At 57.2% G+C, this 12538-nt stretch carries 13 protein-coding genes; 4 read left to right on the forward strand and 9 right to left on the reverse strand.

Annotated features, from left to right (window positions below):
- Positions 1 to 82: 82 nt before the first annotated feature.
- The 6 genes from M2Q46_RS04735 to M2Q46_RS04760 form a co-directional block, all read right to left on the reverse strand.
- A complete protein-coding gene (locus M2Q46_RS04735; protein WP_302356852.1) occupies positions 83 to 721 on the reverse strand; it encodes a response regulator transcription factor in 639 nt (212 codons plus the stop codon).
- Entirely contained in the window at positions 718 to 2184 is a 1467-nt protein-coding gene (locus M2Q46_RS04740; protein WP_302356853.1) for a sensor histidine kinase, read from the reverse strand. The genes M2Q46_RS04735 and M2Q46_RS04740 overlap by 4 nt, the downstream gene beginning before the upstream one ends.
- A gap of 295 nt (positions 2185 to 2479) precedes the next feature.
- On the reverse strand, positions 2480 to 3307 hold the full coding sequence (locus M2Q46_RS04745) for a M48 family metallopeptidase (RefSeq protein ID WP_083053437.1): 828 nt from the start codon (positions 3305 to 3307) through the stop codon (positions 2480 to 2482).
- 66 nt (positions 3308 to 3373) lie between these two features.
- Positions 3374 to 4435, reverse strand: a complete 1062-nt coding sequence (gene aroC, locus M2Q46_RS04750; RefSeq protein ID WP_045929988.1) for a chorismate synthase — start codon at positions 4433 to 4435, stop codon at positions 3374 to 3376.
- Between the two features lie 93 nt (positions 4436 to 4528).
- Positions 4529 to 5995 carry a YdiU family protein gene (locus tag M2Q46_RS04755; protein WP_302356854.1) on the reverse strand — a complete coding sequence of 489 codons (1467 nt, stop codon included), beginning with the start codon at positions 5993 to 5995 and terminating at the stop codon, positions 4529 to 4531.
- 10 nt (positions 5996 to 6005) lie between these two features.
- Positions 6006 to 6416: a DUF2069 domain-containing protein gene (locus M2Q46_RS04760; protein ID WP_009462169.1), complete on the reverse strand. Its 411-nt coding sequence runs from the start codon at positions 6414 to 6416 to the stop codon at positions 6006 to 6008.
- Between the two features lie 56 nt (positions 6417 to 6472).
- Between M2Q46_RS04760 and M2Q46_RS04765 the strand changes: the two genes are divergently transcribed.
- Entirely contained in the window at positions 6473 to 7852 is a 1380-nt protein-coding gene (locus tag M2Q46_RS04765) for a YihY family inner membrane protein (protein WP_137430285.1), read from the forward strand.
- On the forward strand, positions 7836 to 8297 hold the full coding sequence (locus M2Q46_RS04770; RefSeq protein ID WP_009462173.1) for a CBS domain-containing protein: 462 nt from the start codon (positions 7836 to 7838) through the stop codon (positions 8295 to 8297). The genes M2Q46_RS04765 and M2Q46_RS04770 overlap by 17 nt, the downstream gene beginning before the upstream one ends.
- A 20-nt stretch (positions 8298 to 8317) precedes the next feature.
- On the opposite strand, the gene dusA is transcribed toward M2Q46_RS04770, so the two are convergent.
- Complete coding sequence (gene dusA, locus M2Q46_RS04775) at positions 8318 to 9310, reverse strand: tRNA dihydrouridine(20/20a) synthase DusA (protein WP_230940543.1); 993 nt, start codon at positions 9308 to 9310, stop codon at positions 8318 to 8320.
- A gap of 203 nt (positions 9311 to 9513) precedes the next feature.
- Between dusA and M2Q46_RS04780 the strand changes: the two genes are divergently transcribed.
- Positions 9514 to 10485: a homoserine kinase gene (locus M2Q46_RS04780; RefSeq protein WP_021446523.1), complete on the forward strand. Its 972-nt coding sequence runs from the start codon at positions 9514 to 9516 to the stop codon at positions 10483 to 10485.
- A 14-nt stretch (positions 10486 to 10499) separates the two neighbouring features.
- Complete coding sequence (locus M2Q46_RS04785) at positions 10500 to 11276, forward strand: BPSS1780 family membrane protein (RefSeq protein ID WP_026483380.1); 777 nt, start codon at positions 10500 to 10502, stop codon at positions 11274 to 11276.
- On the opposite strand, the gene M2Q46_RS04790 is transcribed toward M2Q46_RS04785, so the two are convergent.
- Both M2Q46_RS04790 and M2Q46_RS04795 read right to left on the reverse strand, forming a co-directional pair.
- Complete coding sequence (locus M2Q46_RS04790; protein ID WP_060185173.1) at positions 11273 to 11671, reverse strand: hypothetical protein; 399 nt, start codon at positions 11669 to 11671, stop codon at positions 11273 to 11275. The two genes, M2Q46_RS04785 and M2Q46_RS04790, sit on opposite strands and share 4 nt — an antisense overlap.
- Positions 11672 to 11675: 4 nt before the next feature.
- Positions 11676 to 12536, reverse strand: a complete 861-nt coding sequence (locus M2Q46_RS04795) for a type II secretion system F family protein (protein WP_230940544.1) — start codon at positions 12534 to 12536, stop codon at positions 11676 to 11678.
- Positions 12537 to 12538: the final 2 nt, after the last annotated feature.

The following is a 12538-nucleotide window of genomic DNA, read 5'->3' on the forward strand; positions in this document are numbered from 1 at the left end:
ACAACACTGTCGGCATGGAAAAACTATACTTGCGCCGCCCGAACGGGACTATTCGGACGCTTACCCTGGCATCTACGTAGTTTTACGGAGAGACACTCACCAGGCTGGCGTAATGCCGAATCAGGTGGGCCAGGTTATCGACCTGCAGTTTGGCAAACAGGTTGGCGCGATGCGTTTCAACTGTACGGGGCGACAGCGACAGCGCACGACCTATCTCCTTGTTGGTCAAGCCCTCGACAATCAGCGCCAGCACCTCGCGCTCGCGCTCGGACAAACTTGTGTAACGTTCACGCACCCACTGGTCGGCCGCAAGACGCTCACGACGGCGCACGTGCTGACGCACGGCCTGCTGAACCGTGTCCAGCAACACATCGTCACTGACCGGCTTTTCCAGGAACTCGACAGCACCCGCTTTGAAGGCGCGCCGGCACATATCCACCGTGCCGTGCCCGGTCAACAGAATGATAGGCTGATCCACGCCTTGTTCAATCAGGGTATCGAGCAAGGTCAATCCACTGATGCCGGGCATGCGCACATCCAGAATCAATGCCCCGATAGACTGCCGATCAAAAGACTCCAGAAACTGCTGCGGATCCGCCCAAGTCTGCACCCGTAACCCGACTGTGCTGATCAGCAAGGACAAGCTTTGACGCACGGCGGCATCATCGTCCAACAGGTGGATCAAGGGCGACAGGCTAGAGCCATTTTCAGTAGGTTTCATGATGCTTCCTCATCCACGAGTTGCAGTTCCAGCGCAAACACGGCTCCCCCCATGGGATCGTTGAACGCCTTCAAGCCGCCGCCCATGGCCTGAGCCAGCGACTCGCTCAGGCTCAGGCCCAGCCCCAGGCCGTCGGAGCGCGTCGTAAAGAAAGGCTCGAACACACGATCCAGATGCTGCGGGACTATTCCCGGGCCATTGTCACGCACGGTCAATTCCACGCGCCCTTGTCGCTGCAACACCTCGAGCCAGATGCGCGGATTGCTGATCTGGGCTACGCCCAAAGCGGATACGGCATTATTGAGCAGATTGTGGATGATTTGTCCGAGCGCCACGGGTTCACCAACAACAACGACATCGTGTGAAGGAAGGCGTTTTTCCAGGGTAATGCCATGCCGCTCCAACTCCGGCATCAGCAAATGCACAGCCTCGCCCAACACCCGCGTCAAGGACACCGGGCAGCACTGCTCAGCCAGACCGCTTTCACGCAAGCTGTGCCGCAGGCGTGTCAACACGCTGGCCGCACGCTTGATCTGCTCTACCGAATGCGCCATTGCTTCACGTGCCGGCTCCAGGTCGGGGGGATCATCCTGCAAGAGCCGCAGGCTGGCTTGTGTATTGGCCAGCACGGAGGTCAAAGGTTGGTTCAATTCATGCGCCAGGCCCGCGGCCATTTCGCCGAGCGCATTCAAACGGCCCACCTGACCGATACGCAGCAACTCCTGAGCGCGCAAGGTCTGTTCACGTTGTTTGCGCACATAGATGACCAGCGCCACCAGCAAGGCGCCGGCCAGGGCGAACAGTGCTGCCTGTCCCCAAGGCAGGTCGGCAAAGCCCACGACGCGACGCGTGTGCAATTGAAAGGGTTGGCTGGTGGAAGTCATTGTCTTGCCTGACTGGAATACCACAGGCCCGGCATGGTCCAATCCAGGACTGATCACCCATTGCTGGTCCTGCCACTCCAGCACCACGCGCACGGGACTGCCGTTACGCCGAAAAGGCCATTCATCCCAGGCAATGGCGGCATTCAAATCCAGCATCACGGCAAAGCTGGCCGGATGCGCCGCTACCAGCAGACCATAGCGCCCTTGTGCCAGTTGCACATCCGTCAGTACGGCGCGCTCGGCCTTTAGAGACTGCAACTGCGCCTGCTGCCATTGCGGATTGGCCCACGCGACGTCGCTCTCTTCGCGATAGATCGCCATGATCTGGGGAAACATGGCTTTCAGCGTTCCCAGACGTTCAATGCGCTGCACGGGCGGCTGCAACAGGGCCAGCATTTGTAAAATGGCGTCATGCTGGGCCAGACGCTGGCCCAGCAGCCGGTAGGCTATATTGCTTTGCACCGTGAATGCCTCCTGCTGCCGCGCCAGTTCAGCGCGCGTCAACACGATGGCGCCGGCCAAAGACAGGCCGAGCCAAATCAACAAACCATACAGAAAAGTGCGATGGCGCGATTTCATGGGTGCATTGTGAGGATGGGAAGCAGTCAGATAAATAGGCCAGCGGCACCTTCTGCGAGCACAGACTTCAAGGACCGTCGGCCAAGGGCAGGCCTGCACTGCAAAAATCCTATGGTCAGCCCAATTCTTGCAAGATAATCGATACGGAATAAAGTAAGCCTGCTTAAATCTATCCGGAGTCTATATGGGAACATCTGTTCCCACTCCATGATGAGAGCGACGCTTGGCGATCCTCAACAAAGCTTCATCAAGGGCATTCTTCGTTTCAAATGCGATTTCAAAAAAAACAGCCTTTTCACGGCTTGGCCGCCTGCTGATACAAAGGCATGACCCGTTCCGAGATCGCCTGCAAATCCGCAATACGGGTTGAGGAAGCCGGGTGAGTAGACAGGAACTCCGGCTGACTTCTACCCTGCTCCAGGGCCCCCATCTTCTGCCACAAGGTGACCGCAGCACGCGGGTCGTAGCCTGCACGCGCAGCCAGCTCAACCCCGATCAGATCGGCCTCGGATTCGTGAGTGCGGCTATTAGGCAGTTCAAACATGACTTCGCTGAGCGTACCGCCCAAATCGTTCACAGCCTGCACACCAGTCAGGGCGGAGAGCACCGTCAAACCGAAAGAAGTCGCCATTTTCTGGGAAACCTGCTCACGCGAATGCTCGCGCAAGGCGTGAGCAATCTCATGCCCAATGACAGCAGCCAGTTCCGCGTCCGTTGGCTGAATCCGTTTGATCAAGCCGCTGTAAACCGCCATCTTGCCGCCCGGCATGCACCAGGCATTAACTTCGTCCTCATTGATGACGTGGACTTCCCAATTCCAGGAACGGGCGTCCGCCCGGAAAACACCGACTTGATCGATCAGGCGTTGAGCAATGGACTTGACCCGACGAGTCTGGGCCGCATCGGTATCCAGCGCCTTTTGCTGCCGAGCCTGGGACAAGACCTGAGCATAATTCTGGGCCGCCGCCTGATTGAGCTCGGCCTCGGACACCAGATTGGAGATGAATTGTTTGCGCTCGACACCTACCGTCCCGCTTTCCGTCGTCTGCACCGTGGCACAGCCCGTCATGGCCAGTATCAAACCCGCCGCCAAAAGGCGTTTTCCTTTCGCAATACCTTTCATGCTCAGCTCCAAAAAACAAACCTGACAAGAAAATGAAGTGCTAGGGTCCTGCGCAAACCCTCAGTTTCAGACGCCGCACTGCGAACGATGACGCAGACAATGATCCATCAACACAATGGCCAGCAAGGCTTCGGCAATCGGCGTGGCACGAATACCCACACAAGGATCGTGACGGCCCAGTGTCTGCACTTCAACCGCTTCACCGGCTCGATTCACGGAAGGACGCATGGTACGGATGCTGGCAGTAGGCTTGATCGCCAGGGAAACCGTCACGGCCTGCCCGGAGGAAATACCACCCAATACGCCACCGGCCTGGTTGGTCTTGAAACCATCGGGGTACAGCGCATCACCGTGCTCCGAGCCTTTTTGCGTAATGCAATCAAAGCCAGCGCCAATGGACACGCCTTTTACCGCGTTCAAACCCATCATGGCATGGGCGATATCGGCATCCAGACGGTCGTAAATAGGTTCACCCCAGCCAGCGGGCACGCCTTCGGCCACAACTTCAATGCGTGCGCCAATCGATTCGCCTTCTTTGCGCAGCTCGTCCATATAGGCTTCCAGCTGTGGCACCACGTCCAGGTCTGGCGCGTAAAAAGGATTCTGCTCGACCACATCCCAGCTTTTAAAAGGAATGGCGATGGGGCCCAGTTGGCTCATATAGCCGCGAATCTTCACGCCGAAGTGCTCGGCCAGCCATTTCTTGGCAATCGCACCGGCTGCCACGGTAGGCGCAGTCAGGCGAGCTGAAGAGCGACCACCACCACGCGGGTCGCGGTTCTCGAACTTCTTCCAGTAGGTGTAATCCGCATGGCCGGGACGGAAAGTATCCAGCAGATTGCCGTAATCCTTGCTGCGCGCATCGGAGTTGCGAATCAGCAGGCTAATGGGCGTGCCAGTTGTACGACCTTCGTAAATACCGGACAGAATTTCCACCTGATCCGGCTCACGGCGCTGAGTCACGTGGCGCGAGGTGCCAGGACGGCGGCGATCCAGTTCAAACTGAATATCCTGTTCAGACAGCTCCAGGCCCGGAGGGCAGCCGTCGATCACTGCGCCGATCGCTGGACCATGAGATTCGCCGTAATTCGTGACGCGGAAGCTTTTACCTAGAGTATTGCCGGACATAGAGAAAGTGAACGCAAAGAAATGAGGGAAAATGAAAGACAGGCACGATTATGGCATTGTTCCCGAATCCGGACATGCACCGCGCCCGGTCTTTCAGGAAGAGCAGCTGACGGCCAACTCCGCACTGCCTTCTGGCGGCGGCATGGCATAGGCCTCAAAACCGGCCCGCTCGGTGTATGGGTCGCGCAGCAGCTTCAGCAAGGTGTCAATTTCGCTGGCGTCATCCTTGGCAGCAGCCTGGATGGCCTGCTCAGCCAAATGGTTACGCAGCACATACAAAGGATTGACGCGGTTCATGGACTCGCGCTGCTCTGGCGTGTCGGAACCGTCCAGCGTCAGGCGCTGGCTATAGGCCTGCCACCAGGCCTGGGCCTGATCTTCAGAACCTTCAAACAGGCTCAAGAAAGCCTCGGGCGCCCTGCTGGCCTGGGCCAGAGCACGGAAAGACAAGGTGAAGTCTGCCCCGCTGTTGTGCAGCAAGCGCCACCAGTCATCGACCAGTTGCGCATCATCCGCTTGCCAGGTACGCAGGCCGAACTTGGCCTGCAAATTGGCGTGATAGCGCTTCAGAAAACTGGCTTCAAAGGTCTGCAAATGCTCTTTTACCGCATCCACATCCGGATCCAGCACCATCAAGGCACTGGCCAGGCGATACAAGTTCCAATGCACAATCGCAGGCTGTGCATTCCAGGCGTAACGACCTTGATTGTCGCTGTGATTGCAGACGTGATTCACACGGAATCGGTCCATGAAGCCGTACGGACCGTAGTCAATGGTCAGGCCCAGAATGGACATATTGTCAGTATTCATGACGCCGTGGCAAAAGCCGACAGTCTGCCAGTCGGCCACCATTTCTGCGCTGCGATGCGTCACTTCCTGCAAGAAGCGGCAGACGCGCTCCTGCTCCGAATCGCCTTCGACCAGCAGTTCCGGATAGAACTCGCGCAGCACATAGTCCAACAATTCACGCACACGGCTTGCGTCGTTGGCCCAATGTTCAAACGAGCCAAAACGCACAAAACTGGGGGCAACACGTGTCACAATCGCGCCCGTTTCCACGGTTTCCCGGTACACAGGCGTATCCGAAGTGACCAGGGCCAGGGCCCGGCTGGTGGCAATGCCCAAACCGGCCATGGCCTCACTGGCCAGATATTCGCGCACACTGGATCTCAGCACGGCACGGCCATCGCCCATACGGGAATACGGGGTTTTACCGGCGCCCTTCAACTGCAATTCCTGCGGGCCCGTGGGGGTGTCGATTTGCCCCAGCAAATGCGCGCGGCCATCGCCCAACTGTCCTGCCCAGACACCAAACTGGTGACCGCTATAGACAGCCGACACCGTCAGGCCACCCGGCAAGGGGGCTTGGCCGCTGACTACATCCAGAAATTCCTGTTCCCCCAAACGGGAGACATCCAGACCCAGTTGCGCCGCCAATTCCTTATTGACGTGCAGCAGGCGGGAATTGGCCAGGGGTTGCGGCGGAACCGCCGTATGGAAAGCCGAGGGCAAATCCGCAAAATGATGACTGATGGCCAGGCCATCGAACAAGCTGGACATACAGACCCCCTTAGGCCGATTTGGCGGCTTTGGCAGCCTCGGCTTTTTCGGCCTTGCTGCGCTGCTTGGCTGCTTTCTTGGCAGGCCAGAGATAAAAAATGGCGCAGAAATAATAAATCAGGGACAGAACAATCTCTGCAATCGCCCAGGGCATGACTTCAGCCACCGGGTCCGACCAGGCACGCATGACCCCTTCCGCGAAGTACAGCAGAATCATCATGGACGTCCATTGCAGGGTATATAAATTGCCCTTGAGCACGCTGCGCAGCGGCAGCACCAAAGGAATCACTTTCAGCACCAGCCAGGAGCCGCCGGGTTTCAGGGGCGCAAAATGAAGCTCCCAGGCCAGGCACAAAGCAATCAAGGCGACCAAAGCCAGGGCCGCCACTCGATGAAGTATGGGGTTTAAAGGTTCATGCATGCTGTTATTATCACCTGAACCCTGTCGAAAAGCAGCGTCCGCCGCATCAAACCGCTATGAAAAACGACGAGAACTTCCCTATGCCCTCTGAGCAAGCTGAACAAACAGACTTGAACCCAGATAACACCGATCCTGTATCCCGGCAGGAGCCCTCGCCCGCCCCCACTGCCAAACATCACTTTTTAAGTGTGGCGCGCTTTGCCATCAAGCGGGTGGCCGAAAAAGATCTGATGAAGGTAGCCTCCAGCCTGACCTACACCACGATCCTGGCCATTGTCCCCATGCTGACGGTGGTACTGGCGCTGTTCACGGCCTTTCCACTGTTTCAGGAATTTGAAAGTGCCCTGGAAGGGTTTTTGACCCGTAACCTGATGCCCGAAGTGGTGTCAGAAAACATCATGTTGTATCTGAACCAGTTTGCCTCCAAAGCGTCAGGCCTGACGGCGGTAGGCAGCTTGTTCCTGATTGTCACGTCCATCATGCTGATCATGACCATTGACGAGACCTTCAACAATATTTTCCAGGTACACGTGCAACGTCCACTGGGACAACGCCTGCTGGTGTACTGGGCCATTATTTCGCTGGGCCCGATTCTGACCGGCGCCAGCCTGTGGGCCACGACCATTCTGGCCAGGGAGTCCTTGGGTTATATCGGCGACTTGTCCGGCATAGTGACCTTTGCCCTGTCTTACGTCCCCTTCCTGTTTACGGCCCTGGGGCTGACGGCGCTGTTCATGTACGTGCCCAACCGCCGCGTATGGTGGCGCGACGCCCTGATTGGCGGGGTAGTCACCGCCGCCTTGCTGGAGCTGATGAAAGCCGGTTTCGCCTTTTACCTGACCCGCTTTCCCACCTACACGATTATCTACGGCGCCTTTGCCATCCTGCCGATCTTCCTGCTGTGGATCTACATTTCCTGGCTGATCGTCCTGCTGGGCGCTTCCATGGTGGCCATTTTGCCCGATTGGCGTGGCCGCAACTGGGTCAAGACCAATGTGCCCGGCATCGCCTTTACCGATGCCGTGAACCTGCTCTACCAGCTGTGGCTGAACCGTCAGAGCCAGCAGGGACTTAGCGTACGTGAACTCAGCCACAAGCTGGAACGCGACCCGGACGAGCTCTACGGCATTTTATGCAAGCTCAAGTCCATGGGACTGATTGCTGATACCCAGCAAGACAATGACGAACAGTGGGTACTGAGTTGCGATCTGCGTCAGGTCAGCCTGAAACAACTTACCAAGGCATTTCTGCTGGACCGCGCCCATACCCACGAGGGTCCGCTAGAATATGTATTCAATTATCTTTCTCAGTTTTTCGATCAGCGACTATCCAATCTGGAAGAACTGTTTGAGTCGCCGCAAGGCATTCTGACAGGACAACCAGCCATACTAAACGCCGATCCCGGTCAGGAGACCCAGTATGCTAAAAGTCAGTGAAATCCTGCGTGTCAAGGGAGACACGCTTTATACAGGCACCCCCGAAATGACCGTTGAAAAAGCGGTACAGAGCATGAGCGAGCTGGATATTGGTTCGCTGGTGATCATGGAGCATGGTCAGTTGGTGGGTATGTTGACCTTTCGCGAGATCATTCGCCACTGGCACGCTCAGGGCGACAAGGCCCAGGGCTTTACGGTGCGCAGCATCATGGATGACGCCCCTGTCAGCGTCACCCCCAACACCAGCGCCGACGAGGTGCAGCGCCTGATGCTGAACAACCACGCACGCTACATGCCCGTGATGGACGGTCCGGTGCTGATGGGAGTTATTTCCTTCTTTGATATGGCCCGCGCCATTGTTCACGCCCAGCAGTTCGAGAACAATATGCTCAAAGCCTACATCCGCGACTGGCCTACCGATTCCGAGCAAGCCAGCGCATCCTGATCCCCTGGATCTGGCCGCCTTTACTGACGGCGTTGCAATTCTTCCCAGGCCTGCGCAAGCAGGCCTGGATCGTTTTTGGCCAAGCAATGGTGATCTGACAAGGTACGACGCCACTGACGTGCGCCCTTCTTGCCGTGCGGCCAGCCCAACATGCTCTTGATCACAATGCGTAACGGCACACCTGCCTGAACATGGTGCCGGGCATAAGCAATCATCTGCTCCACCACAGCGTCCTCGTCCATCAAGGGATGCTCGGGCCAGAGGCGACGATGAATCTCGCTTAATACCGCTGGCGTATGCCAGGCTGCCCGGCCCAGCATCACGCCATCGAACTGTTCTTCCAGCTCTACCGCCTGATCCGGCTCCTGAATGCCGCCATTCAAGATGAACAGCGCTTCAGGAAAGTCCTTTTTCAACTGCATGGCCATGTCATAGCGCAAAGGCGGAATCTCCCGATTGTCCTTGGGCGACAAGCCTTTCAAGACCGCATTGCGGGCATGAACCGTAAAGACTCGACACCCGGACTCGAACAAAATCCCCACAAAGTCCCGCACAAAGTCGTAGGACTCGTTGTAATCCAGCCCCAGCCTGTGCTTGACCGTCACGGGCACAGAGACCGCGTCCTGCATGGCTTTGACGCAGTCTGCCACCAATTGCGGCTCGTTCATCAAACAGGCACCGAAAGCGCCTTTTTGAACCCGCTCCGAGGGGCAGCCACAGTTCAGATTAATTTCGTCGTAGCCCCACTTTTCACCTGCCAGAGCGCTGGTCACCAAGGCGTCCCGGTCGCTGCCACCCAGTTGCAAGGCCACCGGATGCTCTGCCTGATCAAAATCCAGATGACGTGCCTGATCGCCGTGCGTCAGTGCACCCGTGGTGATCATTTCAGTAAACAGCAAAGCGCGCGGCGCCAGCAGACGATGAAAAAAGCGGCTGTGGCGGTCAGTCACATCAATCATGGGCGCCACACTCAAACGCCACATCTGGCTGTCCGGCTTCACAAAATTAGTCATAAACAGGGAGCAAATAGCCTGATTGCAGGCTTGGTGAAAAAGGGAAAACACCCATTTTAATGGTTTCAGCCGACCACAGGATGAAGATAAAGCGCGGTAAATCGCCGCAAGGCTCCAAAAAGCGGGCGCACTGGTCTAAAATCGGCCGTTTGACATACTTGCGCGCCTGATAGTGCGCCAACAACCGGACCCTCACTGAAAGCATGGCTGTTTTTACTTCTGTCAGCGAACTTGACGCCCGCGAACTGCTGGAACAATACACAATTGGCGAATTTGTTTCCTTACGTGGCATTACCGCCGGCATTGAAAACACCAATTACTTTCTGAGCACCACCCAGGGCGAGTACGTTCTGACTTTGTTTGAAGTCCTGACGCTGGAACAACTGCCTTTCTATATCGAGCTGATGCACCACCTGGCCGCCAAAGGTGTCCCAGTGCCCGAGCCCATGACTCGCCGCGATGGCAAACGCATCTGTGTCATGCACGGCAAGCCTTGCTCGATTGTGACGCGCCTGCGTGGTGGTTACGAGCCCGAGCCCACGGTTGAACACTGCCGCCAGATCGCCCGTACACAAGCTCAGGCCCACCTGGCTGCCCAGGACTTCCCTCTGGAACAACCCAATCTGCGCGGCCTGAGCTGGTGGCAAGCCACCGTTCCCCAGGTTCTGCCCTTTCTGGACGAGAGCCAGTCCGAGCTGATCCAGACCGTCTTGCAAGAACAAAGCCGTTTTGCCGACAGCGACACCTATCGCGCCTTGCCACAAGGCCCGGCTCACTGCGACCTGTTCCGCGACAACGTGCTGTTTGCCGGCACCTCGGAAGCGCCCCAGATGGGCGGCATTATCGACTTTTACTTTGCCGGTTGCGACACCTGGCTGTTTGATGTGGCCGTTGCCGTAAACGACTGGTGTATCGACCGCCTGAGCGGTGCCCTGAATCTGGAAAAAGCCCAGGCCTGGCTGGAGTCCTACGCCCAGGTGCGGCCCTTTACCGAAGCCGAGCACAGCGCCTGGCCTATACTGATCCAGGCCGCCGCGCTGCGCTTCTGGATCTCGCGCCTGTACGACTTTTATCTGCCCCGCCCCGCTCAAACCCTCAAGCCGCATGACCCGCGGCACTTTGAGCGTGTGCTGCGCCAGCGTCGCGACCATGCTGTACCGGCGCTCCCTCGATAAATACGGATACTGATATGCAAGCTGCCAAGCTCCCCTTTCTTTACGGGTGGTACTGGATTCAGGAAGGATTGCGCTTGTTCAAGCTGCAACCAGCTGCTCTGTTCTTCTGGAGCTTGATCACCTCCATCCTGATCAATCTGAGCAATATTTTCCCCATCATCGGCCAGATGGTACTAATCGTACTGGTCCCGACCATGACCTTTATCATTCAGAATGCCTGTCGCCGCATTCATGAGGGCGAGGTCATTCGCCTGGGCATGTGGACCGAGCCCTTGAAGCCCGCCCCGGTACGCAACCGCCTGATCAAACTAGGCATCATTTACTTGTTGGCCTGCCTGGTCGTCGGCTTTGTGGCGACTTTCCCTTTTGTGAATGAGCTGTCCCAGTTGATGGACAACAGCAATGCCACTCCACAGGAAGTCATGGCGGCCTTTCGCAAGCCCATCATTTTGTTCTTTGTGCTGTATCTGGGCCTGTCCGCCCTATTCTGGCACGCTCCCGCCCTGGTAGGCTGGCATGCCATCCCGGTCAAGCAAGCCCTGTTCTTTTCCATGGTGGCTTGCTGGCGCAACAAGGCCGCCTTCCTGCTGTACGGCCTATGCTGGGCGGCTGCCTTCTTCGCCATCCAGACTCTGGGCGAATTGCTGCTGGGAGCGGGTTTAAGTCCAGGCACGGCCACCATGGTGCTGACACCTATCAATCTGGCGATGGCTGCCATCCTGTACGCCAGCTTCTACCCGGCTTACCGCAGCGTGTTTGGTGATCCGATGCGCGACGCCGCACAAGGCTAAGCCCGGTCCAGCCATACCCCGCCCCCTGTTTGACGTATTTCCTGCAGAGCGGCGGCCCAGGGCGAAAACTGCTCCGGCCCCGACAGAGAAGTGACCGGCGCCTCCAGTACCGATCTGGCTTTTCTGTGCCAACGTATCGCTCCCGCAGGTACAGCCGGACAAAACCTCAAGGGCTGATCATCCTCATCCAGAAAGCAGATATCCAGAGCCTGCCGCATTCCCCATAGGTGCACCGCCCTACAAGGCCGCAGCCACACCGCAACTGCGAAACTCTTGTTCTGTGGCAATGCCTTCCAGCCACGCCAACGGGCCCAGAAAGTATTGGCGTCGAACAGATACAAGGGCTGCTGTGGCACCTGTTGCAGCGGCTGTTTGATCAGTACTGAGATAGACATCTCCCTAGCCTCCCCCTGCCAGCCAAGGGCCTAACAGGCTCATCGCAATCACCAAAAACGTGCAGGGGAAAATGCACACGACCAAAGGGGCCAGCAAATAAACAGGCAGCTTGAGGGCTCTTTGCTCGGCTTCCAAGTGCAAATGACTACGCAATTTTTCTGCTTGAGCGCGTAGCAACAAAGCCAAGGACAAACCCGTGTCCTGTGCCAGTTCCAAAGACAAAGCCAATTCCTCCAGCTCTGCCTGCCTGAAACTCAAAGCGACATTGCGCATGGCTTGCGGCAAACGTCGTCCCGCCCGAACCTCGCCCTGTACCTTGTTCAAGCTGATCAGCAGACTGCCTTGCGGTAGGGCCTGCGTTGCACGCGCCCAGGCTTGCTGCAAGCCCAGTCCGGATTCGACAGCCAGCACCAGCAGATCCAAAAAGAACGGTAAATCCTGGCGACAGCGGGAATGATGTTGGCGCTGCAGTTTTCTTCCCCGTGAGATAGCCTGCAATATGCTCAAGAGGAGACCTGTCACCGCCAAGCCTAGAAGCTCCATCAAGGAAGCTCCCTGCGTCAACAAAAAGGCGCTGACAAGACTTGTAAGCAATCCGGTCAAAGCCACGCGTTTACTTAGAAAGCCCCGTACTTCGTTGGTATAAGAACCCCACAATCGCTCCGGCCACTCATGGATGAAAGGCAGGGACAGGCATAGATGCAAAACTCTGGAGAACGGTGCTTCCCAAGCCTGCCAGGCCGCCTGCCCCAAACTGCTGCCTCCTTGCAGCAAAAGCAGATAACGACCGCGCCAAGCCCACAGGAATGCCATCAGGAACAAGGCTGCACTCAAGGCAGAGAGCATCCAGATCAGTGTGATCATGA

This window comes from Alcaligenes sp. YSL9, from assembly GCF_030515105.1.
GTDB lineage: Bacteria > Pseudomonadota > Gammaproteobacteria > Burkholderiales > Burkholderiaceae_B > Alcaligenes > Alcaligenes phenolicus.